Source organism: Kitasatospora humi, assembly GCF_020907985.1.
Classification (GTDB): domain Bacteria; phylum Actinomycetota; class Actinomycetes; order Streptomycetales; family Streptomycetaceae; genus Kitasatospora; species Kitasatospora humi.
In genome coordinates, this window is the sequence record NZ_JAJJPA010000017.1 from 91,249 (window position 1) to 116,169 (window position 24,921).

23 protein-coding genes and 1 pseudogene are annotated in these 24,921 nt (G+C 70.4%); 6 read left to right on the forward strand and 18 right to left on the reverse strand.

Features of this window, described 5'->3' with window-relative positions; translation table 11 throughout:
• The first annotated feature begins 370 nt into the window (after positions 1-370).
• Together rpsA and LN042_RS18235 are read left to right on the forward strand one after the other, a co-directional pair.
• Positions 371-1,861, forward strand: coding sequence for a 30S ribosomal protein S1 (rpsA, locus tag LN042_RS18230; protein WP_230052310.1), 1,491 nt, complete (start codon positions 371-373; stop codon positions 1,859-1,861).
• A 318-nt stretch (positions 1,862-2,179) separates the two neighbouring features.
• On the forward strand, positions 2,180-4,459 hold the full coding sequence (locus LN042_RS18235; RefSeq protein WP_283843799.1) for an MMPL family transporter: 2,280 nt from the start codon (positions 2,180-2,182) through the stop codon (positions 4,457-4,459).
• 16 nt (positions 4,460-4,475) lie between these two features.
• On the opposite strand, the gene LN042_RS37320 is transcribed toward LN042_RS18235, so the two are convergent.
• Positions 4,476-4,922: a MarR family winged helix-turn-helix transcriptional regulator gene (locus LN042_RS37320; RefSeq protein WP_283843800.1), complete on the reverse strand. Its 447-nt coding sequence runs from the start codon at positions 4,920-4,922 to the stop codon at positions 4,476-4,478.
• Positions 4,923-5,003: 81 nt separating this feature from the next.
• Between LN042_RS37320 and coaE the strand changes: the two genes are divergently transcribed.
• Complete coding sequence (coaE, locus tag LN042_RS18250; protein ID WP_230052353.1) at positions 5,004-5,606, forward strand: dephospho-CoA kinase; 603 nt, start codon at positions 5,004-5,006, stop codon at positions 5,604-5,606.
• Here coaE and LN042_RS18255 read toward each other — a convergent pair.
• The 13 genes and pseudogenes from LN042_RS18255 to LN042_RS18315 form a co-directional block, all read right to left on the reverse strand.
• Positions 5,591-5,971, reverse strand: coding sequence for a VOC family protein (locus LN042_RS18255; protein WP_230052311.1), 381 nt, complete (start codon positions 5,969-5,971; stop codon positions 5,591-5,593). The two genes, coaE and LN042_RS18255, sit on opposite strands and share 16 nt — an antisense overlap.
• Before the next feature lie 57 nt (positions 5,972-6,028).
• Entirely contained in the window at positions 6,029-6,259 is a 231-nt protein-coding gene (locus LN042_RS18260; RefSeq protein WP_230052312.1) for a VOC family protein, read from the reverse strand.
• A 59-nt stretch (positions 6,260-6,318) separates the two neighbouring features.
• The gene (locus LN042_RS18265; RefSeq protein ID WP_230052354.1) at positions 6,319-7,134 is read right to left on the reverse strand and encodes an SAM-dependent methyltransferase; all 816 of its coding nucleotides are present in this window, start codon (positions 7,132-7,134) and stop codon (positions 6,319-6,321) included.
• A gap of 186 nt (positions 7,135-7,320) precedes the next feature.
• On the reverse strand, positions 7,321-7,893 hold the full coding sequence (locus LN042_RS18270) for a maltokinase N-terminal cap-like domain-containing protein (protein WP_230052355.1): 573 nt from the start codon (positions 7,891-7,893) through the stop codon (positions 7,321-7,323).
• A gap of 220 nt (positions 7,894-8,113) precedes the next feature.
• A pseudogene (locus LN042_RS18275) lies at positions 8,114-9,769 on the reverse strand (alpha amylase C-terminal domain-containing protein); the annotation flags it as partial.
• Positions 9,770-10,220: 451 nt separating this feature from the next.
• A complete protein-coding gene (locus LN042_RS18280) occupies positions 10,221-10,625 on the reverse strand; it encodes a hypothetical protein (protein ID WP_230052313.1) in 405 nt (134 codons plus the stop codon).
• 76 nt (positions 10,626-10,701) lie between these two features.
• Positions 10,702-11,997 (reverse strand): WXG100 family type VII secretion target, encoded by a 1,296-nt coding sequence (locus LN042_RS18285; protein ID WP_230052314.1) that lies wholly within the window; start codon positions 11,995-11,997, stop codon positions 10,702-10,704.
• A 73-nt stretch (positions 11,998-12,070) separates the two neighbouring features.
• Positions 12,071-12,361, reverse strand: a complete 291-nt coding sequence (locus tag LN042_RS18290) for a DUF6317 family protein (RefSeq protein ID WP_230052315.1) — start codon at positions 12,359-12,361, stop codon at positions 12,071-12,073.
• A complete protein-coding gene (locus tag LN042_RS18295; protein WP_230052316.1) occupies positions 12,358-12,717 on the reverse strand; it encodes an SAV_915 family protein in 360 nt (119 codons plus the stop codon). The genes LN042_RS18290 and LN042_RS18295 overlap by 4 nt, the downstream gene beginning before the upstream one ends.
• A 238-nt stretch (positions 12,718-12,955) precedes the next feature.
• On the reverse strand, positions 12,956-13,621 hold the full coding sequence (locus LN042_RS18300) for an MOSC domain-containing protein (protein ID WP_230052317.1): 666 nt from the start codon (positions 13,619-13,621) through the stop codon (positions 12,956-12,958).
• A 58-nt stretch (positions 13,622-13,679) separates the two neighbouring features.
• On the reverse strand, positions 13,680-14,735 hold the full coding sequence (locus LN042_RS18305; protein ID WP_230052356.1) for a fatty acid desaturase family protein: 1,056 nt from the start codon (positions 14,733-14,735) through the stop codon (positions 13,680-13,682).
• Between the two features lie 181 nt (positions 14,736-14,916).
• Complete coding sequence (locus LN042_RS18310) at positions 14,917-15,120, reverse strand: DUF397 domain-containing protein (protein WP_230052318.1); 204 nt, start codon at positions 15,118-15,120, stop codon at positions 14,917-14,919.
• 29 nt (positions 15,121-15,149) lie between these two features.
• Entirely contained in the window at positions 15,150-16,190 is a 1,041-nt protein-coding gene (locus LN042_RS18315) for a helix-turn-helix domain-containing protein (protein WP_308191824.1), read from the reverse strand.
• Between the two features lie 62 nt (positions 16,191-16,252).
• Between LN042_RS18315 and LN042_RS18320 the strand changes: the two genes are divergently transcribed.
• Positions 16,253-16,675, forward strand: a complete 423-nt coding sequence (locus tag LN042_RS18320) for an ATP-binding protein (RefSeq protein WP_230052320.1) — start codon at positions 16,253-16,255, stop codon at positions 16,673-16,675.
• Here the strand turns inward: LN042_RS18320 and soxR are convergent.
• Positions 16,668-17,132, reverse strand: a complete 465-nt coding sequence (gene soxR / locus LN042_RS18325; protein ID WP_230052321.1) for a redox-sensitive transcriptional activator SoxR — start codon at positions 17,130-17,132, stop codon at positions 16,668-16,670. The genes LN042_RS18320 and soxR overlap by 8 nt on opposite strands.
• A 55-nt stretch (positions 17,133-17,187) precedes the next feature.
• Between soxR and LN042_RS18330 the strand changes: the two genes are divergently transcribed.
• Entirely contained in the window at positions 17,188-17,856 is a 669-nt protein-coding gene (locus LN042_RS18330; RefSeq protein WP_230052322.1) for a thiamine pyrophosphate-binding protein, read from the forward strand.
• A gap of 21 nt (positions 17,857-17,877) precedes the next feature.
• Positions 17,878-18,771 (forward strand): transketolase family protein, encoded by an 894-nt coding sequence (locus LN042_RS18335; protein WP_230052323.1) that lies wholly within the window; start codon positions 17,878-17,880, stop codon positions 18,769-18,771.
• On the opposite strand, the gene treZ is transcribed toward LN042_RS18335, so the two are convergent.
• The 3 genes from treZ to glgX are packed head-to-tail and all read right to left on the reverse strand — an operon-like array spanning position 18,755 to position 24,862.
• Entirely contained in the window at positions 18,755-20,458 is a 1,704-nt protein-coding gene (gene treZ, locus LN042_RS18340; protein ID WP_230052324.1) for a malto-oligosyltrehalose trehalohydrolase, read from the reverse strand. The genes LN042_RS18335 and treZ overlap by 17 nt on opposite strands.
• Before the next feature lie 2 nt (positions 20,459-20,460).
• Positions 20,461-22,689, reverse strand: a complete 2,229-nt coding sequence (gene treY, locus LN042_RS18345) for a malto-oligosyltrehalose synthase (RefSeq protein ID WP_230052325.1) — start codon at positions 22,687-22,689, stop codon at positions 20,461-20,463.
• A gap of 55 nt (positions 22,690-22,744) precedes the next feature.
• The gene (gene glgX / locus LN042_RS18350; RefSeq protein ID WP_230052326.1) at positions 22,745-24,862 is read right to left on the reverse strand and encodes a glycogen debranching protein GlgX; all 2,118 of its coding nucleotides are present in this window, start codon (positions 24,860-24,862) and stop codon (positions 22,745-22,747) included.
• Positions 24,863-24,921 lie beyond the last annotated feature (59 nt).

Consider the following 24,921-nt stretch of genomic DNA (forward strand, 5'->3'; position numbering starts at 1 on the left):
TCGCGTAGGCTAGGTGTGCGGAAAGCGCCGCTTCACGGCACTGCCCCTCGGGGCCGGGCCGGCGGTGGCATCCGGGGTGACTGGGCCCCGAGAACTGCCCCGCGCACCACGACCTGCCGGTCGGATGCGGGCGTAGTTGGAGGATATGGCCTGATCGATACCGGCCTGTGACGGTCTCGCGGGCTTCGACGTTGACCGTGCTTGCCTGTCCCCGTATGCTACAAGTTGCGCTGCGGGCCTGCGCGCCTCGGACGGAGCAGGTCGCGCTCGCATCTGTCGAAGACCCCCCGGGCTTTTCGGTGGGAGCGAATACGGGCCCCCGCGTGGCATTACCTACGACTTTCATGTCCGTACCGGAGCCCTTTTCCTAATGACGAGCCCCACCGACACCTCTGTCAGCACCACCCCGCAGGTTGCGGTCAACGACATCGGCGACGCGGACGCGTTCCTCGCGGCGATCGACGAGACCATCAAGTACTTCAACGATGGCGACATCGTCGAGGGCATCATCGTGAAGGTCGACCGTGACGAGGTGCTCCTCGACATCGGTTACAAGACCGAGGGCGTCATTCCGTCCCGCGAGCTGTCGATCAAGCACGACGTCGACCCGCACGAGGTCGTCTCCGTCGGTGACGAGATCGAGGCCCTGGTCCTCCAGAAGGAGGACAAGGAGGGTCGTCTGATCCTGTCCAAGAAGCGCGCCCAGTACGAGCGCGCCTGGGGCACGATCGAGAAGATCAAGGAAGAGGACGGCATCGTCACCGGTACCGTCATCGAGGTCGTCAAGGGTGGTCTCATCCTCGACATCGGCCTGCGCGGCTTCCTCCCCGCCTCCCTGGTCGAGATGCGCCGCGTGCGCGACCTGCAGCCCTACGTGGGCAAGGAGCTCGAGGCCAAGATCATCGAGCTGGACAAGAACCGCAACAACGTGGTCCTGTCCCGCCGTGCCTGGCTGGAGCAGACCCAGAGCGAGGTCCGCCAGACCTTCCTCACCACCCTGCAGAAGGGCCAGGTGCGCTCCGGTGTCGTCTCCTCGATCGTCAACTTCGGTGCCTTCGTGGACCTGGGTGGCGTCGACGGCCTGGTGCACGTCTCCGAGCTGTCCTGGAAGCACATCGACCACCCGTCCGAGGTCGTCGAGGTCGGCCAGGAGGTCACCGTCGAGGTCCTCGACGTTGACATGGACCGCGAGCGCGTCTCCCTGTCGCTGAAGGCGACCCAGGAGGACCCGTGGCAGCAGTTCGCCCGTACCCACCAGATCGGCCAGGTCGTTCCGGGTAAGGTCACCAAGCTGGTTCCGTTCGGTGCGTTCGTCCGCGTGGACGAGGGCATCGAGGGCCTGGTCCACATCTCCGAGCTGGCCGAGCGCCACGTGGAGATCCCGGAGCAGGTCGTCCAGGTCGGCGACGAGATCTTCGTCAAGGTCATCGACATCGACCTCGAGCGTCGTCGCATCAGCCTCTCGCTGAAGCAGGCCAACGAGTCGCTCGGTGCCGACCCGGCGTCGGTCGAGTTCGACCCGACCCTGTACGGCATGGCCGCGTCCTACGACGACCAGGGCAACTACATCTACCCCGAGGGCTTCGACCCCGAGGCGAACGACTGGCTGCCCGGCTTCGAGAAGCAGCGTGAGGAGTGGGAGCGCCAGTACGCCGAGGCGCAGGCCCGCTTCGAGCAGCACCAGGCCCAGGTCATCAAGAGCCGCGAGGCCGACGCCGAGGCCGCTGCCGAGGGTGGCGACGCGGTTGCCGCCGCTGCCGGTGGCAACTACTCCTCCTCCAGCGACGAGGGCGCTGGCGCCCTCGCCTCGGACGAGGCGCTGGCTGCCCTGCGCGAGAAGCTGGCCGGCGGCCAGAGCTGAACGCGTAGCTAGCCTGCTCTAGCCCAGTGGGCCCCACCCGGGATTCCGGGTGGGGCCCACTTCGCGTTTCCCGGTGATCGCCCCGGCATTTCGATGATCATTCTTGTGATCATTCTGAGCCCTCTTTTCCGGTCCCATTGGCCTCTTTCCCGCACCTTTCATGATCGTGTTCGTGTGCGGATCGTCTCTGTTCAACTGCGGATCGTGCTGTGATCAGGGGCTCATTGCATTTTTATGGGCCTTTTAATGCCGACCCCCTAGCTTGAGAGGAGTTGCCAACGGGTTTCCCGCCCCGAAATGCTGAGGCAGATCCGCTTGATGCGCCGCAATGCCACCACCGAGCACGACCCCGCCACCGCGGCCCCCGGCCGCCTCGCCGCCCTCGGCCGTTTCTGCCACCGGCACCGGCGGTGGGTGCTGGCGTTCTGGGTGGCGGTGCTCGCACTCGGCGTGCTGATCGGTGGCCGGGTCTTCGAAGGCTCCGTCACCCAGACGGCCGCAGGCGGGGCCGAGTCCGCCCGTGGGAGCGCGATCGTCGCCGCCGCGGATCCGTCGGCGGGTTCCATCACCGCCGTGGTGAGCGGCCGGCCGGTGGACGACCAGGCGGTGCGCACGGCCGTCACCGGCGCCGCCCGGGACATCACCGGGCTGCCCGGCGTGCTCTCGGTCGCCGACGCCTACCAGGACGGCCGGCAGAGCGCGCTGACCGCCGCGGACGGCAACGGCAGCCTGGTGGACGTGCGGATGACCGACAGCGCCACCAGCGCGCAGCAGCAGGCGGTCAGCCAGCGGCTGGCGCGGATCCAGGCCCCCGGCACCCAGGTCAAGGTCGGCGGTGACCTGGTGGTGCAGCAGGAGGTCAAGACCCAGACCCAGTCCGACACCACCTTCGGCGAGCTCGTCACCCTGCCGCTGACCCTGGTGGTGATGGTGCTGGTCTTCGGTGGTCTGGCGGCCGCCGGCCTGCCGGTGATCGGGGCCGTCGCCTCGGTCGGCGGCGCGCTGCTGGCGATGTTCGGCTTCAGCCACCTGATGGACCTGGACACCTCGGTGCTGCCGATCGCCACCGTGCTGGGCCTCGGCCTGTCCATCGACTACGCACTGCTGATGGTCAACCGGTTCCGCGAGGAACGCGGCCAGGGTTGCTCGATGGCCGCCGCGATCGACCGCACCGCCGCCACCGCCGGCCGCACCGTGGCGTTCTCCGGCCTGACCGTCGCGGTCGCCCTGAGCGGGCTGTTCGTCTTCACCAGCCCGGTCTTCTCGGCCGTGGCCGCCGCCGGAGTCAGCGTCGTCGTGATCGCCGTGCTGGCCGCGATCACCCTGGTGCCGGCGCTGCTCGGCTTCGCCGGGCACCGGATCAAGCCGCCCAAGCACAAGGAGCCGGACGAGGGATTCTTCGCGCGCACCGTGCGCAGGGTGCAGCGCCGGGCGGTGCCGGTGGCGCTGGTGTGCGTCACGGTGCTGATGGCCGCCGGTGCGCCGTTCCTGGGGGCCCACATGCGCAGCACCGGTGTCGACGCGCTGCCCAGCGGCTCGGTGGGGCGCCAGGTGGCCGAGACCGTCAAGGCGGAGTACCCGCAGGCGGCGCCCGCGCCGGTGACCGTGGTGGTCCGGGGCAGCGAGCAGGCCGCGGCGCAGTACGCGGACCAGGTGGTGGCCAAGCTGCCGGGCGTGGCCGGGGTGCGCGCGGTGCAGCCGGTCGGCCCGCAGCTCAGCACCGTCGAGGTGCTGGTGCACGCAGACCCGCAGGGTTCGCAGGCCAAGCAGGTGGTCAACGAGCTGCGGGAGCACCGGGGCGGCCTGGAGACCTATGTCACCGGGGATGCCGCCGGCGTCGTCGACTTCCAGCACGAGCTGACCAGCCGCGGGCCGTGGGCGTTCGGGCTGGTCGCGGTCGGCACCCTGGTGCTGCTCTTCCTGATGACCGGCTCGGTGGTGATGCCGATCAAGGCCCTGCTGATGAACGTGCTCTCACTGGGCTGCTCGCTGGGCGCGCTGACCTTGGTGTTCCAGCACGGCTGGTTCGCGGGCCCGCTCGGCTTCACCCGGGCCGGGGGCCTGGAGACCTTCATCCCGGTGCTGGTCTTCGCCTTCGCCTTCGGGCTGTCGATGGACTACGAGGTCTTCCTGCTCGCGCGGATCAAGGAGCTGAAGGACCAGGGGTACGACTGCCGGCGGGCGGTGCAGCTGGGTCTGCAACGCAGCGGTCGGATCATCACCTCGGCCGCGCTGCTGATGGTGATCGTCTTCTCCGGGTTCGCGGCCGGGCAGATGCTGATCGTCAAGGAGATGGGCATCGCCCTCGCGGTGGCCGTGGCGGTGGACGCCACGCTGGTGCGGTGCCTGCTGGTGCCGGCCGCGATGAGCCTCTTCGGCGAGTTCAACTGGTGGGCGCCGGCTCCGCTGAAGCGGTTGCACCGCCGGTTCGGGATGAGCGAGCACGTGGCGCTGCCGCCCGTGGAGGCGGGCGAGGCGGTCGCGGGGGCGGCGGTGGCGGGCGAGCCGGCTCCGGGGGAGCCGGGCGTCCCGGTGGCGCAGGGCGCCGTGGTGCCCGCGCCGCGTGCGGCGGTGGCCGGGGCCACCGTCACCGGGTAGCCGACCGAGCGCCCGGTCACGGCCCCGGGTGGCGGGAGATGCGGCGCAGCAGGGCCATCGCCTGACGGAGCACCAGCTGCTCCTCCCGCGACATCTCGCTCTCGATCGCGGCAGCCATCCGGTCCTCGCGCCGCCGCCGCTGCTCCTGCAGCACGGCGATGCCCTCCTCGGTGGCGTGCAGCACCAGCTTGCGGCCGTCGGTGGGGTGCGGCTCCTGGCGGATCAGGCCGGCCTGGCGCAGCTGGGTCACCGTGCGTGCCATCGACTGGTGCCGCACGTGCTGCTGCCCGGCCAACTCGGCGGTGGTGCGCGGCCCCTCGCGCACCAGCAGGCCGAGCGCGGCGGCCTGCGGCTGCGGCAGCGTGGACTCCTCGTCCCGCAGCCGGCGGGCCAGCTCACCGATGGTGCTGCGCACGTCGAAGGCGAGCTGCTGCGGGTCGATCTGGTCGGTCTGGCTGCTCATGGGGGCCACTCTAGGCTGTGCGGCACCGCCGGGTACCTCCTGGCGGACCCACCGGCTGCCACGGGCGGGTACGCTGCCGTCATGCGGAAGATCGGACTGACAGGCGGGATCGGAGCGGGCAAGAGCGCCGTCTCCCAGCTACTGGTCTCCCACGGCGCGGTGCTGGTGGACTCCGACCTGATCGCGCGCGAGGTGGTGGCCCCCGGCACCCCCGGACTCGCCGCCGTGGTCGAGGAGTTCGGCCCCGAGGTACTGGCGGCGGACGGCTCGCTGGACCGCCCCGCCCTCGGCGCCGTCGTCTTCGCCGACCCGCAGCGCCGCCAGGCCCTGAACGCCATCGTCCACCCCCTGGTCCGGGACCGCTCCGCCGAACTCGAGGCGGCCGCCGCCGACGACGCGATCGTCGTGCACGACATCCCGCTGCTCGCCGAGAGCGGCCTGCAGTCCCTCTTCGACCAGGTCATCGTGGTCGACGCCGACGACGACGTCCGCCTCGACCGCCTGGTCCGGCTGCGCGGCATGTCCGAGGCCGAGGCCCGCTCCCGCATGGCCGCCCAGGCCACCCGCGACCAGCGCCTCGCCGTCGCCGACCTGGTGGTGGAGAACAACGGCACCCTGGCGGAGCTGGAGCAGCGGGTCAAGGCGGTGTGGGAGCAGCTGACGGGCGCTCAGCCCACTGGCTGAAGCAGGTCCCACCGGTTCCCGTACACGTCCTCGAACACGGCCACCGTGCCGTACGCCTCCTGCCGCGGCTCCTCCAGGAAGCGCACGCCCGCCCCGCGCATCCGGGCGTACGCAGCCGTGAAGTCGTCCGTGTACAGGAACCAGCCGACCCGGCCGCCGGTCTGGTCGCCGATCCGCGCCAGCTGCTCGGGCTTCGACGGCCGCGCCAGCAGCAGCCCGCTCTCCGCTCCCGGGGGTGCGACGACGACCCAGCGGCCGCCGTCCGCCCGCGGGGAGTCCTCGCGCAGCTCGAAGCCGAGGGCGTCGACGTAGAAGGCGATGGCCTCGTCGTAGTCGCGGACGAGGAGTGAGGTGAGAGCGATCACGGGCGTGAGCGTAGCCCAGCCCCGGTCAGCCGGCTGCGAGGGTGTCGGCCCCTCGGGCTACGCCGGCCGGCCGGCGGTGCCGACGCAGGCTTCATTGCCCTCGGGGTCGGCCAGCACCCAGTGGGACGGCGCGTGGGCGTCGGTCACCAGGCGGCCGCCGGCTGCCGGCGGCGAACGAGCCGGTGCGGAAGTACGCACAGGCCCCTTCGCCCAGCACCCGCCAGTCCTCGAGTCCGTCGGTCGTGTGGAACTGCTTCGGCCTGATCCGCGTGGTCGCGTCCTCGACATGGCTCATGCGGGGACCGTAGCGGCCGGCACCGACACGCGCGCGGACGGGCGCCCCCCGGTCATCCCTTCCGGGCCACGCCCGCCCAGATGCCCACCTGGGCGTCCGTCTCGCTCGGCGGCTGCTCCGGGTGCCACAGGGGTGCGGTGACCACGCCCGGGTCGAGCAGCTCCAGGCCGTCGAAGAAGCGGGTGACCTGGGCCTTGGTGCGCAGGGTGAGTTGGGCGGTGGCGTTGCGGTAGATGGCGGGGCCGCAGCCGGTGTCGGACGCGGGGATGAAGTCGCCGGTGCCGTGCGACAGGGCCAGGTAGCTGCCCGGTGGCAGGGCGTCGACCAGGGTGCGGACGATGCGGTACGGGTCGTCGGCCTCGTCGATGAAGTGCAGCACCGCGAAGAGCAGCAGGGCGACCGGCTCGCCGTCCGAGACCAGTCGCCGCACGGTCGGGTCGGCGAGGATGGCGTCCGGGTCGCGCAGGTCGGCCTGGACCACGTTGGTGCTGCCCGGTGCCCGGGAGGAGAGCAGGGCGCGGCTGTGCACCAGCACGATCGGGTCGTTGTCCAGGTAGGCGACCTGCGCGTCCGGGTGCACCTGCTGGGCGACCTCGTGGGTGTTGCCCGCGGTCGGGATCCCGGTGCCGATGTCGATGAACCGCCGCACCCCGAGACCGGCCAGCTGCCGCACCGCCCGCTGCAGGAAGGCCCGGTTGGCGCGGGCACTGATCCGCACCATCGGCCCGAGGGCGAGCACCTTCTCGGCGGCCTCCCGGTCGGCCGGGAAGTTGTCCTTGCCGCCCAGGTAGTAGTCGTACATCCGGGCCGGGTGCGGGATCTCCGGGTAGAGCTCGGCGGGCGGCGGGGCGTCGTCGTCCCAGGACATCCAGCGCTGATCCACGGTCATGACGGCTTCCCCCCACGGGTTGACGACGGCGTGGCGACAGAATACTGGTGGGACGTCAGGGAGGTCCCGGCACCTCAGCATCGGAATCCGGTCCGGTACCGTCCTCCGGGGCGCCCTCGCGCCGGAACGGCCCGCGGGCGCCCACGACCGGGCCGTCCCGCGCGGTCAGCGCACGGCGGTCGCGAACACGCCCCGGGTCGTGCTGCCCTCGGGCCAGGTCCACTCGGCGACCAGCTGCGCGGTGTCGCCCTGCGCCGCACCGGCCCGCAGCACCCGGCTGAGCCGCACGTCGAACTCCCCGTCGCCGACGGCGCCGTGCACGGTGACCGTCAAGTCCGGTGTGTCGTCCTCGTCCTGGTCCTGCGGCACCGCCCCGCCGTTCATCAGCGCGCGCAACTGCTCCCGCACCACCGGGTCGTGCGCGCCGTCGTAGAGCCAGCGGGTGCCGAGCACGCCGTGCTCGGAGGTGCCGACCAGTGCCGTCTCGGGAACGCCGTCCAGCGGCGCGCCGCGGTAGCCCATCGGCACCAGGTAGGCGACCGGTTCGGCGGCCGAGGTGTCCACGACCACCACGAACTCGATGCCGACCTCGCCCGCCGGGTCGTCGAGCCGGAACCCGCCCGCCTTGGCCAGCACGGGCGTGCCGGCGCCGCCGAGGTACCAACTCTGCTTCGGCAGCCAGTCGGTGAGCAGCTCCACCTTGGTGGGCTGCATGGTGGTCTGGTGGATGACGGCCATGCGGGTTCCTCGGGAAGACGGACCACGACCCGCCATTTGACGGGCCGTGGTCGAGATTGTCCCAGAGCCGGCTCAGGCCCTGGTCACCAGCTGTCGTTGTTCGTCGCGCTGCCCGAACCGCCGGTGGTGAAGTACTTGTTGCCGCCCGGTTCCCAGACCACGAGCCGTCCGGGTTCTTGATGACGTACTTGTACTCGACGTAGGTGTTGGCCGGCAGCGTGACGGTGCCGCTCCAGACCGGGTAGCCGGCCGAGGAGAGCGGGATCGCCTGGTTGGTGTTCCAGCTGCCGAGGGCCGGGATCGAGCCCACCAGGTAGACGTTCTGGCCGAACGCGGTGGTCTCGTTGACGTTGAAGGTCTGGCCCACCGTGCCGGCGACCGCCTTCGGGCTGTACAGCGCCACGGCGTCCATCGCCGGGACGGTGACGGTGGCGGTGCCGTTGGCGGCCACGGTGACGGTCGAGCCGGAGCAGGCGCCGGTGGCCGGGGTCAGGTCGCCGTGGATGATGTCGCAGTACGTGCCCGCGGGCAGTCCGGTCGCCACGGTGACGGTCTTGGCGCTGCTCTCGTTGTTGATCGCGATCCAGCCCCGGTTGCCCCGGCTGAAGGCGATCAGGTTGCTGCCGTCGTCGTACCAGTTGCCGACCGACTGGCCGGCCGTGGCGTTGTGCCAGCCGACCATGTTGGCGATGCCCTGGTTGCGGTGGGTGCAGAACCAGCCGTTGGAGCAGTCGGTGTTGGTGACGAACCCGTTGGCGTCGGCCGGCGGGGAGTCGTCGCTGTTGGTCCAGGTGAAGCTGGAGTACACCTGCGGGACGTCGTAGCCCCAGGCCAGCTCGAAGAGGTTGGCCAGGATGTAGGGGGCGCCGCTCTTGTAGTCGAGGGTGCTGCCGTTGCGCTCGGTGTCGTGGTTGGTCACCATCGAGGTCGAGCTGCCGGGCGGCTCCAGGCCCCAACTCTGGCCGAAGCTCTTCAGGTTGGCGATGTTGCCGGTGAACTGTGCCTTCAGGTCGTCGGCGTAGGTGAACTCGATGACGCTGCCGTTCGACTCGAACGCGCCGGGCGCGAGCGAGCCGGAACTGCCCGGGATGACCTCCTGGTAGACGTACGGCCGGCTGTTGGTCCAGGTGGTGTTGTGCACCTGGGCCAGGATCGCCGCCATGTCGGCCTGGGCGATGTGCTTGGCCGCGTCCATCCGGAAGCCGTCGACGCCCACGGACACCAGGCTGTTGAGGTAGCCGGCCTCGGTCTGGCGGACGTGGCTGCTCTCCGTGTAGAGGTCCTCCAGGTTGGACAGGTCGCACTCCTGCACCTGCTGGACGTTGTTCCAGTCGTTGATCGACAGGTCCGCGTTCGGGCAGTTCGCCGGGTAGGCGTGGAAGTCGGCGGAGCTGTAACCCGGCTGGGAGTAACTCTCGTTGGCGGAGTTGAAGGTGTCGCCGCCGTACGAGTCGGTGCTGGTGTTGTTGTTGCCGGCCATGTGGTTGAGCACGGCGTCCGCGTACACCTTGACGCCGGCGTTGTGGCAGGCCGTCACCATGGACGCGAACTGCGTGGCGGTGCCCATCCGGCTGTTGAGGTCGTAGCCGACCGGCTGGTACACCTCCCACCACGGGTGGCTGCTCTGGTTGAGCCGGATCGAGTCCTGGGGTGGCGCGACCTCGACCGCGCCGTAGCCCTTCGGGCCGAGGACGGTGGTGCACTCGTTGGCCACGGAGGGCCAGTTCCACTCGAAGAGGTTGGCGATCACGTCGCCGCCGTCGGGGGCGCTGGTCGCATGGGCGGCGGTCGGGGCGGTGAGCGGCAGTACGGCGCCGCTGAGCAGGGCGCCGGCCACCATCAGGGCGGCTCGACCGCGCCGGCGGGCTCGCTTCATGTGGGGGTCTCTCCTGGGCTGGCGGCCCCGGCCACGGGCAACCGGTTGCCGGGCAGCGCGAAGCGTCGGCGCAGCGTCGCGCGAACACGCCAGGAGGCCGTGGGGAGCCTGGGGGTGGGTGGTGCCCCGGGCAGGTTTGGGGGACCGCCCGGAGCCCGGCAGGCCGTTCGCCGCGCCGAGGTCCCACCCGGCGCCGACGACCGACCGGGAGCCGCACGGCACGTGGACCGCCCGGCTCCCTCGCCGGTGCGGCGAGCCACTCTGCTGGGGAGGGCAGCCGCCGCGCAGCAGACCTTCTCGCGTGCCGGTGTGGGCGTCAAGGGGGAGTGCAGCCGGTTGCCGAAAGTTGCTGCAAATAGTTACATGGGGCGCGAGTGCGGGCCCGCACCGGCCTGGACGGCACCGGGCCCGCCGCAACGGGGGTGCGGCGGGCCTGCGGCGAGGGCGACGGCTACCGTCGGCGGCGAGCCTGGGCGGCCTGCCGGCGCTCGTGGTCCAACCAGGCACCGCGCTCGTTGACGGTGCGGGCGGTGAAGATGTCCGGAAGTGCGGCGCCCAGCAGGTAGCCGGCCATGACCGGAAGGACGACGAAGCCCAGCAGAATCACCGGCAGTTGCCCGGCTCTGGCGAGCCCAAGGCCTCGAGCCCTCTTGTGGCGTAGATCCTCCGGCGTTGGCGGCGAGGCAGCCCGGCGGAGGAACTCGCGCACCCCGAGGCCGATAGCGGCCGCGGTGGCACCCACCAGGATGACTGTGGCCACCGGCCGCCATCGCCCCCAGCCCGTGCTGAGATGGACGAACAGGTAGCTGCCCAGACCGGCCATATAGGCAACCACCGCGAGCTGGATCAGTGCCAAGCAGACCCGACGTAGCCAGTAGCCGGCGCCCCTGCGGTACCAGCTGCGGCCGAGGAGGGGGAGGGCCTCGACCGGCTCAGAAGAGGCTGCTGATCCCATGCCAGACTCCCTTCGCCGCTCCCGACACCATGCCCCCGATTGCCTTGCCCGTCTGAGTAACGGAGTGGACGGTGCCGTCCCAGATCCCTCCCGCCACGCCGTGATTGTGGATGTCCTCGCTCCAATGCTCGTGGAACACCTTGTCCGTGAAGGTTCCTACACCCACGATGACGATGCCGCCGATCGCGGCCACTGACACCGCACCCTCCACTGGCAGCGCGGCGACAGCGACCCCGGCGGCGACGGCCCCGGCACCGAGCCCCACCAGTCCACCGCCGACGTCCACCAGCAGCGAGTGGCCCCAAGACCAGCCTTCCTGGTGGTCGGTGTTGGCCTCCAATGCCCCGCCGGCGACCGTGGCGGCGATGTCCACCACCGGGATTTCCCTGAGGAACTTCGGTGCGCCGTCGACCAGTTCAACGCCCTTGGCGGCATCGGCCAGCTTGTAGTTGAGCTGCCTGTCGTAGGGTAGGAACGGGCTGCCGCTCTCCGCCTTGGATATCTCGCTCTCCAGGCCGGTCAGCTCGTCAGCGGCCTTCTGCCACTCGCCGCGCAGCTGGAAGAGCTTGGGCAGGTTCTGCTTGGCGGTCTTCAGCTTCGCCTCTTCGTCCGCCAGGGAGTTGAGTGCGGCTTCGTGCTTGGCTTGCGCATCCGGGAGCTTCTTCGCGGCATCCAAGCCAAGCGAACGCTCCTCATCGGTTTTGGCGGTCCAGAGCGCGCGCAGGTAGTCGGCGACCACGATCTTGTCGCCGGTGCCCATCGGCTTGCTCGGGTCGATGCTCGCGTAGAGGTCGTCCAGTGCCTTCAGCGCGTCGATCCGCGCCTGTTGGGCAGTGGTCATCGACTCGTTGTAGAAGGTGGCGTAGTCGTGCAGGTTGCCGATCGCGGTCTGCTCGGCCGCGCTGGGCGGGTCGTTGGTGGCCAGCTGCCCCGGCACACCGTTCGGGCCGACGGGTACGCCCTTGCGGGTGGCCACGTCGGCCGCGTTCTGCAGCACGGTGTTGGCGGCGGACAGCCGGTTCCCGAGGTCGGTGAGGACCTTGCCGACTGCCTCCACCAGCTCCGCGAAGCCGCCCGCCGCCATCGAGGAAGTGCTCCAGGACGAGCGGAAGTTGTCGGCCGCGCTGCCACTCCAGCCCGCGTCCGTCACCAGCGAGTCGACCTTGGAGTTCAGCGGTTGGACCACCGCGTCCAAGTCCTTCTTGGCGCCCGTCAAGGTGCTGCCCATGTTCAGCAGCCCACCGATGTCGCCGCCGACCCAGCTGTCCGTCATGCCCTGCTCCCCATCGCCCGTGCCTCCCCCGTCGGCGCCCACGGTCCGTCGCCGTACGGCCGCTCCGTGGCTGTCACATCAAGTCCTCGAACACGCCGTGCACATCGACGTCGTTGCGCTGGTAGGAGTCGTGGGTGGTCTTCAGCTTGTCGCCGTTGGCCTCGATCACCCCGGCCAGCTTGGCGTGCAGGCCGGCGATCGCCTCCATCATCGAGGTGATCGCGTTGTCCAGGCCGCCGTCGCCGGAGGCGGCGATCGGCGGTGCGACGCTCGTCTTGAGGTTGGCGTAGGTCTGGGCCTCGGTGTGGAACGTGGTGGCCATCGACTGCAGGTCGCCCAGCACCAGCTCGAACTGACCGCTCATCGCGCCACCACCCCGGCGGCCGTGGCGTACTGGTCGAGGTCCTGCGGGCTCCAGGTGCGGGTGCCGGGCGGCAGCTCGGGGTCCAGGTAGACCGGTGCATAGCCGGCGCCGCGCATCAGCTGCACGAACGAGCGGGCGGGCACCGCGATCCACGGCTGCGCCTCGCCCAGTGCCGCCACCAGCTTCTCGGTGCTGGTGAAGGCGACCGGCACCGGCCCGCCGAGCGAGCTCTGCAGCAGCTCGAAGCCGATCTGCGGTGCGACCTGCGGGTCGGCCGGGTAGCGCGGATGGGCGGGGACGTAGACCGGGGTGTCCGGGGCTATCGCACCGGCTGCCGTCATGGCTTGCTCGATCACCTGTTCCTCCCGTGGGGTTCGCGTCGCCGTCAGGCCCCGGCGACCGGGTATGACGGTAACACTGCGAACTGACACGGACACGGATGGGTGAGGAGCGTCGGTGGGTCAGGCGCTCCGCCGGGCACAGTGGGTGACGGCGGAATCGATGCACCGGTGGCGCCGATGGAGAAGGTGTGCAGGTGGCCGCCGTCCGTTGGGCGTCCCGTGCTGCGGCTGCCGGCCGTCGGCGGTGGCCCGGTCACGCGGGCGCTTCGCCGTCGGCCGAGCGCCTGGCGGCCAACTCCTTCGCCTCCAGCGGGAGTGCCTCGGCGACCAGGAGGCGCGGCAGCAGCTCCGGCTCCAGGGTCAGGGCGCGGAACACGAGTTCGACCGTCACGTCGTGGCCGGGGCGGTGGACGATCTCGATCTGGTCGGCGGCGTGGATCTCGCCGGGGTGGATCACCCGCAAGTACGCCCCCGGGCGGGCGGCTTCGGTGAACCGCCTGAGCCAGCCGTCCCGGCCGAGCCAGCCCTGGAACGTCGCGCACGGGATCCGTGGGCAGGACACCTCCAGGGCGACGTCCGGCCCGATCCGCCAACGCTCCCCGATCAGGGCGCCGTTGACGTCCACGCCCAGGGTGGTCAGGTTCTCACCGAAAACGCCGTTCGGCAGCGGCCTTTCCAACTCCGCCTCCCAGGAGTCGAGTTCTTCGCGGGCGTAGGCGTAGACGGCCTGGTCGGCGCCGCCGTGGTTCCTGACGTCGTACGCCCGGTCCCCGGCGAGGCCGACCTCCCCGGCGCCCTTGGGGCCGGGTGCGCGGACGGCGACCGGGCCCTGCACGGGCCGCTTGTCGATGCCGGTCGTGCTGGAGCTCTTCCACGGATTGGGTCGGGGCCTGCCGACGTTGACGGAGAGCAGCGTCATGGGGGGTGACAGTAAGGGACCTTCCGCGTTGCCGCGACCCGTTTCCCACCGGCGGCCGTCAGCCGGCGGCGCGGATCGGCTCACCGGTGCGGTGCAGGTGGGTGAGGATCTCGCGGTAGGAGCGGACGAGGCCGGTCTCGTAGTAGGGGATGTCCTTCTCCGCGCAGAAATCCTTGGTGAGCTGCGCCGCACGGCGGAGCGCGGGGGTCGGCATGTTGGGGAAGAGGTGGTGCTCGATCTGGTAGTTGAGCCCGCCCATGAAGGTGTCGACGAGGACGCCGGTGAGAGCGCCGCCGCGCACGTTGCGGGAGGTCAGCACCTGGCGGCGGAGGAAGTCGAGCTTCATCTCCGGCGTCACCATCAGCATGCCCTTGTGGTTGGGAGCGAAGACGCAGCCGAGGTGCAGCCCCAGCAGCGCCTGGTGGACGCCGATGAAGGCGAGCGCCTTGCCCGGCGGGAGAGCGGCGAAGACCAACCCGAAGTAGGCCGCGAAGTGCGCAACCAGCAGGGTGCCTTCGAGGTACGGGCGCTTCATCGAAGGGCTGCGGAGGGCACGGAAGCTGTTGTAGCTGAGGTTGAGCCCCTCCAGCAGCAGCAACGGGAAGAAGAGGTACGCCTGCCGCCTTCCCACGAACCTGGCGAGCCCGCTCGCCCGGCTCGCCTGCCGCCTGGACCAGACCACGATGTCGGGCGAGACATCCGGGTCGCGCTCCTCGTGGTTGGGATTGGCGTGGTGGCGGGTGTGCTTGCTCATCCACCAGCCGTAGCTCATCCCCATCAGCAGGTTGGCGGCGAGGCGGCCGCCGATCTCGCTGTGGCGGTGCCGTTCGAACACCTGCCGGTGCGCCAAGTCATGGGACAGCAAGCCGATCTGGGCGAAGACGAGGGCCATCCCCGCGGCGACGAGCAGTTGCAGCCAGGTGTCGCCGAGCGCGAACAGCGCCCACCAGCCGCCGCCGAACGCGGCCAGCACCAGGCCGCAGCGCACGGTGTAGTAGACCGGCCGCCGATCGAGCAGCCCCTCGGCGGCCATCCGGCGGCTCAGCTGGGCGAAGTCGCTGCCGCCGGAGGCCGGTTGCGGATTGTTCCAGCGCGGTTCGGTGGCGTCCGGCATCGTCGCGGATCCTGCGCTCATGGACTCGGTACTCATGACGACGAGCCTGCTGGTTCGGGCGCAAGCGGAGAACGGGGGCAGCACCCGACTCCCGAAGGGGGTTAACCCCCCGTCGCGACTGGGGTGGCCCCACTACCACTCAACGATGGAGGCGCGGGGTCTGCCGGTATGGCACGCCCCGTCAGAGGACGTCGGGAGTCCGGAGGGTGGAGACGAAGGCCTGCCAGGAGCCGGCGGGGAAGACGAGGGCGGGGCCTTGGGGGTCCTTGGAGTCTCGGATGGCCATGCCGCCGGAGGCGGTGAGTCTCGACTCGACGCACTCGTTGGCCTGGGCGCTGTAGCTGCTCTTGTACCAGCCGCGAGTGTCGATCTCCGGAGCAGTCATGCGTGGACACCTCGTGTCTGTTCGACTTCTCAAACTTCTGCCGCGATAGCGGCGATCATATCGAGCGACTGCGCCGGATCGAGGGCCGAGGAACGAAGGTAGTCGAAGACAAGGCTGTAGCCGTCGAGCTCTGCTGGCTCCTCGAGGTAGTGACTACTGGTCAGGTTCTCCACGAAGACTGCGCCGGGCAGGGCCGAGTCGGTGAAGCCGATCATCACGAACCCACCGCACGCACCAGCAGTTGCGCCGCCGCTGAGTGGCATGACTTGCAGTGTGACGCTCGGCTGTTGCGCCGCCTGCACAAGGTGGTCGAGCTGGGCTCGAAGCACTTCGCTGCTGCCCACTGGGCAGCGGAGGGCTGGTTCCCAGATGATCGCCCAGAAGCGAGCCGGATTGTCGGCCCGGAGTACCTCCTTCCGTTCCATGCGGATCTTGACGAGTTGGTCGATCCGCTCGGGCCGTACAGCGGCGGGGTTGGCTTCGAGTAGGGCACGGGCGTAGTCCTCGGTTTGTAGCAGCCCTGGAACGACCACTGGCTGCCAGGTCCGGATGTACCGGGCGTCCCGCTCGAGATCCAAGTAGTCCGCGTAGATGGGCGGGATCGTATCCCCGTAGTCGTGCCACCACCCGCGCTTCTTGCTCTCGCGGGCCAATTCTTCGAGGCTGTCACGGGTTTGCTGGTTCGAGATCCCGTACAGGTCGAGCAGTACGCCGAGATCCAGCCGGCGGATGCCGGAGGCCCCGGTTTCGATCCGGCTGATCTTGGCACGGGAACACTTGAGCGCGTCAGCGGCGTCATCGGTTGACTTCTTCACCGCTTCGCGCATGCGCCGAAGTTCCGCTCCGAGGCGGCGGCTTCGGACTGTGGGCCTTGATTCTTCCGGCACACGATCCTCCTTTGCTGAAGGCCAGTCTGCCCGTTGTCCGGCGGCGGAGCGGGCAGGCAAGTTGCATCGTTGCAGTCGTTTCGCTTGCATACTGCACCATGCAGGAGCAGACTGCAAAGGGTAGTCGGTCGGATCGTCTCCGTAATGGCGGCGATCCGTCGCGTCGGGCATTCCTTTGCCCATACCCAATAGTCGCGCTTCGCGCTCAAATCCCTTCACCTGCACAACCGTTAGGGAGCACCACCATGTCCGAAACGCTGAACCGGTCCACTGGCAACCTGGCGGCCGTGGAGGGGTGGCTCCCGTGCGGCGGGCGTGCTCCGTTGCTCGCGCGCCGGGCGTTGCGGGAGTTGCTGGGGCGGGTGGACGGGGGTGGGCGGTTCATCGAGGACGGGGAGCTGCTGGTGAGCGAGTTGGTGACCAATGCGCTGGAGCACGGCACGCAGGCCGGGCAGCGGATCCGGTACGTGTTCAGGGTGGACCGGGAGTTCCTCCACGTCGCCGTCGAGGATGAGAGCGAGGCCAAGCCGGTTCCCTGTCAGGCGGATGGCGATCAGGAGTCGGGGAGGGGGTTGCTCCTGGTGGAGGTGCTGGCCGTGGAGTGGGGGTTCGAGTCGCGGAAGGCGGGCGGCAAGCGGGTGTGGGCGAAGGTCGGTTGTGTCAGCTGACCCTGTCCCGCTTCGGCAGTAGCCGCCGTGCGCCTGGCCCTTCCTTCCCCTGCACGTCGTGCGGGTTGTAGAGCGCGCACCGCCCCAGCGACAGGCAGCCGCAGCCGACGCAGCCCGTGAGGTGGTTCCGGAGCTGCTGCAGGTCGGCGATCTGCTCGTCGATGCGGGCCTGCCAGGCGGTCGCCACCGGGCGCCACTCGGCCAGGGTGGGGGAGCGGTCCACCGGGAGGCCGGCCATGGCGTCGCGGGCCTCCTCCAGCGAAAGTCCCACCGTCTGGGCGGCCTTGATGAAGGCGAGCCGCCTGAGTGTCTGCCGGGCGTAGTGCCGTCGTCCACCCGCCGTGCGTTCGGCGTGGATCAGGCCGAGCTCCTCGTAGTAGCGCAGGGCGGAGTGGGCGATGCCGCTGCGGGCGGCGAGCTCGCCGATGGTGAGGCGGTCGCGAGGCGGGACGGTCATGGGCGTGATCCTACTGCTTGACCTCAAGTCGACTTGAGATAGCAGAGTTGCAGTCATGACAACGACCTACGCGGATCTGCCCCGCCTGATGGCGCGCATGACCGGCGCCGAGAAGCACGGCCCGGCGGCCACCTCCACCCTGGACGCGCTCTGGGTGCTCTACGACCGGGTGCTGCGCGGCGCCCCCGGTGACCCCGGCCGCGACCGCTTCCTCCTCTCCAAGGGCCACGGCCCGATGGCCTACTACGCCGTGCTCGCCGCCAAGGGACTGCTGCCCGAGGAGTGGCTCGACGGCTTCGGCGGCTATGACTCGCCGCTCGGCCACCACCCGGACCGGGTGCTGATCCCGGCCGCCGAGATCGGGTCCGGCTCGCTCGGCCACGGGCTGCCGCTCGCCGTCGGCACCGCGCTGGGCCTGCGGGCCCAGGGCAACCACGCCGCCGTGTGGACGCTGATCGGTGACGCCGAGTTCGACGAGGGCTCCAACCACGAGGCGCTCGCCTACGCCGGTGCGCTCGGCCTGGACCGGTTGCACACCATCGTCATCGACAACTCCTCGGCCAGCCACGGCTGGTCGGGCGGCATCGCGGCCCGGTTCGCGGCGCACGGCTGGTCGACGGCAACCGTCGACGGCCATGACCACGAGGCGCTCCACGCCGCTTACACCACCCCGCACGCAGGGCGGCCGCACGCCGTCATCGCCCAGGTCGAGCCCAAGAACTAGCCAAGAGGAGCAGGCAACCCGATGGACACCATGCGCGAGCGCTTCATCTCCGTCACCACCGAACTGCTGGACGAGGACCCCCGCACCGCCCTGGTGCTGGCCGACATCAGCGCCGCCTCCTTCACGCGGGCCGCCGACGCCCACCCCGACCGGGTGCTCAACGTCGGCATCCGCGAGCAGCTGCTGATCGGGGTGGCCGGCGGCCTGGCGCTCACCGGAATGCGCCCGATCGCCCACACCTTCGCCAGCTTCCTGGTCGAACGGCCCTTCGAGCAGATCAAGTTGGACCTCACCCACCAGGGCGTGGGCGCGGTGCTGGTCAGCGCCTTGGGCTCCTACGACTGGCCCGCCGGCGGCCGCACCCACATGTCACCCGGCGACGTCGCCCTCCTCGACACCCTCCCCGACTGGACGGTCCACGTTCCCGGCCACCCCGACGAGGCCGAAGCCCTGCTGCGCCACGCCGTGGCCGACGGCGACCGCAACGTCTACGTGCGCCTGTCGAACCACAGCAACCAGGACCCGCACCACGCCGTCCCCGGCCGCTTCCTGACCGTGCGCGAGGGCGCGAAGGCCACCGTCATCGCCGTCGGCCCGATGCTGGACGCCGTCCTCGCCGCGACCGCCGACCTGGACGTCACCGTGCTCTACGCCACCACCGTCCGCCCGTTCGACGCACCGGCCCTGCGCGCCACCGGACACACCGACGTCGTCATCGTCGAGCCCTACCTGTCCGGCACCTCCGACCACGAGGCCCACCAGGCGCTTGCCGACCTGCCGCACCGGGTGCTCGGTCTGGGCGTGCCGAAGGCCGAGCACCGCCACTACGGCAGCATGGACGAGCACCTGCGCGCCTACGGCCTGGACACCGCCGGGATCCGCGAGCGGATCCTCGGGTTCACCGAGAAGCTGTGACCGAAGTGATGACGCAGGAGCGCGGCCCCAACCAGTTCCTGGACACCTCGCCCCAGCTGAGCACCACCTCGCCCGCCGGCAGGTCGGCCGGCTTCTCGCCGAAGTTGACCGCGATCCGGAACCGCCCCCGGTGCACGGTGAGCCGGCCGGCCTCCTCGTCGAAGTCGACCCGCACCCGGCTCAGGTCCGGATCGGTCAACTCCGGCGAGCTCTTCCGCAGTCGGATCAACTCCCGGTACCACTGCAGCAGTTCCGCATGGACCCCGGTGCGGGTCTCGCTCCAGTCCAGGGTCGAGGCCCGCACGGTGGCCGGGTCCTGCGGATCCGGGACCTCCTCCGCCGTCCACCCGTAGGCGGCGAACTCCCGCCGCCGCCCCTGCCGGACGGCCTGCGCCAGTCCCGGGTCGGTGTGGTCGGTGAAGTACTGCCACGGCGTGCTCGCGCCCCACTCCTCACCCATGAACAGCATCGGTGTGAACGGAGCGGTGAGCACCAGTGGCGCGGTCAGCGCCAACTGCCGCGCGGTGAGCCGGTCCCCGATCGCCCGGTTCCCCACCTGGTCGTGGGTCTGCGCGTACCCGAGCAGCCGGTGCCCGTACGCCTGCGGGAACGGCCGCCCGTGGTGCCGGCCACGGAACGACGACCACGTGCCGTCGTGGAACCACCCGCGGGTCAGGACGCGGGCCAGCGCGGCCATCGGCGCCCGCCCGAAGTCGGCGTAGTAACCCTGCGACTCACCGGTCGCCGCCGCATGCAGTGCGTGGTGGAAGTCATCGCTCCACTGCGCGGTGAGGCCGTAGCCGCCGGCCTGTCGGGGCGAGGTGTGCCGGGGGTTGTTGAGGTCCGACTCGCCGATCAGGAAGAGCGGCCGCCCCTCCGATGCCGCGAGGGCGTCGACGGCCGTCGAAAGCTCCTCCAGGAAGTGCACCGCCCGGTCGTCCACCAGCGCGTGCACCGCGTCCAGCCGCAGCCCGTCGATGCGGTAGTCGCGCAGCCAGGTGAGCGCGCTCTCCCGCAGGTAGGCGCGCACCTCGTCCGAGCCCGGCGCGTCCAGGTTGACCGCCGATCCCCAGGGCGTCTGGTGCCGCTCGGTGAAGTAGGGACCGTACGCGGGCAGGTGGTTCCCCGAAGGCCCCAGGTGGTTGTGCACCACGTCCAGGACCACCCCGAGGCCCAGCCCGTGGGCCGCGTCCACGAAGTGCTTCAGCCCGTCGGGCCCGCCGTACGGCTCGTGCACGGCCCATGGCGCGACCCCGTCGTAGCCCCAGCCGTGACGCCCCGGGAACGGACAGACCGGCAGCAACTCGACGAAGTCCACCCCGAGTTCGACCAGGTGCCGGAGCCGCTGCGCCGCCGCCGCGAAGGTGCCCTCCTCGGTGAACGTGCCCACGTGCAGCTCGTACAGCACGGAACCGGCCAGCGGCCGCCCGCGCCAGGAGTCCGAGGAGGTGGACCACCGGTGGGCGGTGTGGTCCACCCGCCGGCTCAGACCGTCGGGGCCGTACGGCTGGCGGGCCGAGCGGGGATCGGGCAGCGCCCGGCCGCCGTCGAGGCGGAAGCCGTAGTCGAGCCCGGCCGGGGCCTCGCCACGCCACCAGCCGCCCTCGCCGCGGGTCATCGGGTGGGCGGTGCCGTCGACCTCGACGTCGACGCGGCCCGCGGACGGGGCCCAGACCTGGTATTCCACGGTTACTCCTGGATGAGCAGGGCGGCGGCGGTGACCTCGCCGGTGAACTGACGGCCCGTCAACAGATCGCGCCACTGCCCCGGCAGATCGAGCGTAACCGCAGTGGCGCGCTGGGCCAGGGTGTACGGAAGTCGCGGGGCGACGATCGTCAGGTTGGACCCGCGCTGGTACGCCACCAGGTGCGGGTCGGCCTCCAGCGGTCGGTAGGGGCCGAGCGGCCTGGGGAGGTGCAGCGCCGTCCGGGTCAGCGCCAGCTTGCGGCGGGCGAACTCCGACAGCTGCGACTCCGGCCGGTCGAACACCACGGGCGCCCGGTTGTCCGGGTCGACCAGGGTGTACAGCGGCAGCTCCGAGCCCTGGTAGAGGTCCGGCACCCCCGGCATGGTCAGGTGCAGCAGCGCCGCCGAAAGCGAGTTGGACTGCGCGAAGGGCTCCAGGAACTCGACGAACTCGCCGATCCGCAACGACAGTTCGGGCGAGGCCAGGACGGCGCGGGCGTAGTCGGTGACGGCCGCCTCGTAGTCGGTGTCCGGGGAGCGCCAGTTGGTGGCCTGCTTGGCCTCCCGCAGCGACTTCAGCAGCACGCCGACCAGCCGGTCCGGCTCGATCGGCCAGGCCGCCACCAGGGTCTGCCAGAGCAGCCATTCGGCGTTGCGGTCCGGGAGGCCGCCGGCCAGCTCGGACCAGGCGGTGCACTGCGCCACCCAGTGGTCGGGCATCTCGGAGAGCACCGCGAGCCGGTAGCGGGCGTCGGCGCTGCGCTTGGTGTCATGGGTGGACAGCACCGTCATGGTGTGCGGCCAGTGCTGCTCCATCCACTTGGCCCAGCAGTGGAAGTCGGCCGGCTCCAGGCCGGGGTGGGCCGGGTCGCCGCCGACCTCGTTCAGACTGAGCAGCGGGTGGAAGCGGTAGAAGGCGGTGTCCTCCACGCCCTTGGCGGCCACCGCCGAGGCGGTCTGGGCGAACCGGGTGCGGAACTCGTCCTTGGTCGGGCTGGAGCCCAGGTGGCCCTGGGTGAGCAGCTCGACGAACTGCTTGCTGGTCTCCGGCACCGTTATGGTCCGCTCGGCGGGGAACGGGTAGGGCCGGTAGACGGTGTAGTGGGTGAACAGGTCGCACAGCGCGGTGCGCACCGCGAGCGGCATGTGGTCGGCCAACTCCGGTTCCTCGGCGCCGATCCGCTCGGCGAGCCGCACCAGCCGGTTGATCTCGGCGGCCAACTCGCCGTGCGGCACCGTCATTTCGGCCCGGCCCAAGCGGGCCGCCTCGGCGGCGTTGGTGTGCACGTCGGTGTACTGGGCGTAGAGCTCGGCGAGCCGGGCGACGCCCGCGCGGTCGGTCAGCACCCCGTCGATGTGCCGCAGCGCGTCATAGCCGGTGGTCCCCGCGCAGGCCCAGTCGGGCGGGAGGTGCTCCAGGCCGCTGAGGATCTTCTCCACCACGGTGTAGGCGCCGCCGCTGTGCTCGGCCAGGCAGTTGAGGTAGCCGCGCGGATCGGCCAGGCCGTCCGGGTGGTCCACCCGGAAGCCGTCGATCACGCCCTCGGCGTGCAGCCGCAGCAGCACCCCGTGGGTGGCGAGGAAGACCTCCGGGTCCTCGACCCGCAGCGCGATCAGGGTGTTGATGGTGAAGAAGCGGCGGTAGTTGAGCTGGCTGTCGGCCAGCTTCCACCAGGCCAGCCGGTAGTGCTGGCGGCGCAGCAGTTCGGTCAGCGGCAGGTGCTCGGTGCCGGGCCGCAGCGGGAAGACGTGGTCGTAGTAGCGCAGGGTGTCCCCGTCGACCTTCAGCTGGTCCAGCACCGCGCCGAGCCGGTCGCCGAGCACCGGCAGCAGGATCCGGCCGTCGTGGGCCGTCCAGTCGATGTCGAACCAGCGGGCGTACGGCGATCGGGGGCCGTGCCGCAGCACGTGCCAGAGCGGCGAGTTGAGGGACTCCGGGACCGGCACCGCCATGTGGTTGGGCACGATGTCGGCGATCAGCTTGAGACCGTGCTCGCGGGCGGTGGCGGCGAGCGCACGCAGGGCGCGCTCGCCGCCGAGCTGCCCGCTGATCCGGGTGTGGTCGACCGTGTCGTAGCCGTGGGTCGACCCGGGGGTGGCCTCCAGCAGCGGGGAGAGGTGCAGATGGGACACGCCGAGCCCGGCCAGGTACGGGACGGCGGCGGCGGCATCCGCAAGCGTGAACGACGGTTGGAGCTGCAGCCGGTAGCTGGCAGTTGGTGGTGAGATCACAACCCATTGCTACCCGGTCGGCAGGTGCGGCACGACCGGTTTCGCCCGACCGGGTTCAATGACGTCGCTTGGCCGGTCGTTGAAGCACCAGCAAGGAGCGGTCGGTCAGCTGGATCTCCTCGCCGGCGTTGAACCGAACCCCGGTCCCCGGAGTCGGGAGTGTCGCGAGTGTGGTGTCGACCACGACTTGCCACAGTTCACCGAGGCCCTCGGGAATGGTGAATTTCAGCGACTCGTAGTGCGCGTTGAACATCAGCAGGAACGAGTCGTCGGTGATCCGCCCGCCGCGCCGGTCCGGTTCGGAGATCGCCGCGCCGTTCAGGAAGACCGTCAGCGACTTGGCGTAGCTGGTGGACCAGTCCTGCTCGGTCATCTCGTCACCGCTCGGAGTGAACCAGGCGATGTCGGTCAGCGCGTCGTGCGCGGGGGCCACCGGTCGACCGCGGAAGAACCGGCGGCGGCGGAACACCGGGTGGTTGCGGCGCAGCCAGACCATCCCCTGGGTGAAGTCCAGCAGCGGGCAGTCGAGCGGCCAGTGCACCCAGGAGAGCTCGTTGTCCTGGCAGTAGCCGTTGTTGTTGCCCAGCTGGGTGCGGCCCAACTCGTCGCCGTGCGAGAGCATCGGCACGCCCTGGGAGAGCAGCAGGGTGGCGATGAAGTTGCGCTGCTGGCGGTCGCGCAGCTCCTTGACGGCCGGGTCGCTGGTCGGGCCTTCGACTCCGCAGTTCCAGGACCGGTTGAAGGCTTCGCCGTCCCGGTTCTGCTCGCCGTTGGCCTCGTTGTGCTTCTCGTTGTACGAGACCAGGTCGCGCAGTGTGAAACCGTCGTGGCAGGTGACGAAGTTGATGGAGGCGATGGGCCGGCGGCCGTCGTGCTGGTAGAGGTCGGAGGAGCCGGTCAACCGGGAGCCGAACTCGGCGAGCGTGGCGTTCTCCCCGCGCCACAGGTCGCGCACGGTGTCCCGGTACTTGCCGTTCCACTCCGTCCACAGCGGTGGGAAGTTGCCCACCTGGTAGCCGCCCTCGCCGACGTCCCACGGCTCGGCGATCAGCTTCACCTGGGAGACCACCGGGTCCTGCTGCACCAGGTCGAAGAACGAGGAGAGCCGGTCCACCTCGTGGAACTGCCGGGCCAGGGTGGCCGCGAGGTCGAAGCGGAAGCCGTCGACGTGCATCTCGGTGACCCAGTAGCGCAGCGAGTCCATGATGAGCTGCAGCACGTGCGGCGAGCGCATCAGCAGGCTGTTCCCGGTGCCGGTGGTGTCCATGTAGTACCGGCGGTCGGCGGCCAGCCGGTAGTACGAGGTGTTGTCCAGGCCGCGCATCGACAGGGTCGGACCCAGGTGGTTGCCCTCGGCGGTGTGGTTGTAGACCACGTCGAGGATCACCTCGATCCCGGCCGCGTGCAGCGACTTGACCATCGACTTGAACTCCTGCACCTGCTGGCCGCGATCGCCGGCCGAGCAGTACGAGCCGTGCGGGGCGAAGAAGCCGATGGTGTTGTAGCCCCAGTAGTTGGACAGCCCCAGGTCGCGCAGCCGGTGGTCGCGGACGAACTGGTGCACCGGCATCAGCTCGATCGCGGTGATGCCGAGCTTGCACAGGTGCTCGATCAGCGCCGGGTGCGCCAGCGCCGCGTAGCTGCCGCGGATGTCCTCGGGGATGCCCGGGTGCAGCTGGGTCAGGCCCTTGACGTGCGCCTCGTAGATCACCGAGCGGTGGTAGTCGGTGCGCGGCGGGCGGTCGTTGCCCCAGTCGAAGTAGGGGTTGATGACCACCGAGTGCATGGTGTGCGGGCCCGAGTCCAGGTCGTTGCGACGGTCGGGCGCGCCGAAGTGGTAGCCGTAGACCGACTCGTCCCAGTCGATGGTCCCGCTCATCGCCTTGGCGTACGGGTCGAGCAGCAGCTTGGCACCGTTGTGGCGGTGACCGCGCGCCGGGTCGTAGGGACCGTGCACCCGGAAACCGTAGCGCTGGCCGGGCTGGACGCCCGGCAGGTACGCATGCCGCACGAACGCGTCGGTCTCCCGCAGTTCGACGATCTCCTCGGAGCCGTCGGACTGCAGCAGGCACAACTCGATGCGATCGGCGCTCTCGGAGAACACCGCGAAGTTGGTGCCCACCCCGTCGTAGGTGGCACCCAGGGGGTACGGCTGACCCGGCCAGACCTGCATATAGCCTCAACTTCCCTGGTGTCAAGGGGAACTGACGCTCCCGTCGGGAGTCGGCGCAC

Bases quoted from the DNA above. Each gene is read 5' to 3' on its own strand.
- LN042_RS18315 (WP_308191824.1), bottom strand. From the start codon at position 16,190: ATGGGCAAAGGAATGCCCGACGCGACGGATCGCCGCCATTACGGAGAC.
- LN042_RS18265 (WP_230052354.1), bottom strand. From the start codon at position 7,134: ATGTCCTGGGACGACGACGCCCCGCCGCCCGCCGAGCTCTACCCGGAG.
- LN042_RS18310 (WP_230052318.1), bottom strand. From the start codon at position 15,120: ATGACTGCTCCGGAGATCGACACTCGCGGCTGGTACAAGAGCAGCTAC.
- LN042_RS18330 (WP_230052322.1), top strand. From the start codon at position 17,188: ATGACAACGACCTACGCGGATCTGCCCCGCCTGATGGCGCGCATGACC.
- coaE (WP_230052353.1), top strand. From the start codon at position 5,004: ATGCGGAAGATCGGACTGACAGGCGGGATCGGAGCGGGCAAGAGCGCC.
- LN042_RS18285 (WP_230052314.1), bottom strand. From the start codon at position 11,997: ATGACGGACAGCTGGGTCGGCGGCGACATCGGTGGGCTGCTGAACATG.
- LN042_RS18300 (WP_230052317.1), bottom strand. From the start codon at position 13,621: ATGACGCTGCTCTCCGTCAACGTCGGCAGGCCCCGACCCAATCCGTGG.
- LN042_RS18260 (WP_230052312.1), bottom strand. From the start codon at position 6,259: ATGTCGAGGACGCGACCACGCGGATCAGGCCGAAGCAGTTCCACACGA.
- LN042_RS18335 (WP_230052323.1), top strand. From the start codon at position 17,878: ATGGACACCATGCGCGAGCGCTTCATCTCCGTCACCACCGAACTGCTG.
- soxR (WP_230052321.1), bottom strand. From the start codon at position 17,132: ATGACCGTCCCGCCTCGCGACCGCCTCACCATCGGCGAGCTCGCCGCC.
- glgX (WP_230052326.1), bottom strand. From the start codon at position 24,862: ATGCAGGTCTGGCCGGGTCAGCCGTACCCCCTGGGTGCCACCTACGAC.
- LN042_RS18270 (WP_230052355.1), bottom strand. From the start codon at position 7,893: ATGGCCGTCATCCACCAGACCACCATGCAGCCCACCAAGGTGGAGCTG.
- LN042_RS18320 (WP_230052320.1), top strand. From the start codon at position 16,253: ATGTCCGAAACGCTGAACCGGTCCACTGGCAACCTGGCGGCCGTGGAG.
- LN042_RS18290 (WP_230052315.1), bottom strand. From the start codon at position 12,361: ATGAGCGGTCAGTTCGAGCTGGTGCTGGGCGACCTGCAGTCGATGGCC.
- LN042_RS37320 (WP_283843800.1), bottom strand. From the start codon at position 4,922: ATGAGCAGCCAGACCGACCAGATCGACCCGCAGCAGCTCGCCTTCGAC.
- LN042_RS18305 (WP_230052356.1), bottom strand. From the start codon at position 14,735: ATGCCGGACGCCACCGAACCGCGCTGGAACAATCCGCAACCGGCCTCC.
- rpsA (WP_230052310.1), top strand. From the start codon at position 371: ATGACGAGCCCCACCGACACCTCTGTCAGCACCACCCCGCAGGTTGCG.
- LN042_RS18235 (WP_283843799.1), top strand. From the start codon at position 2,180: ATGCGCCGCAATGCCACCACCGAGCACGACCCCGCCACCGCGGCCCCC.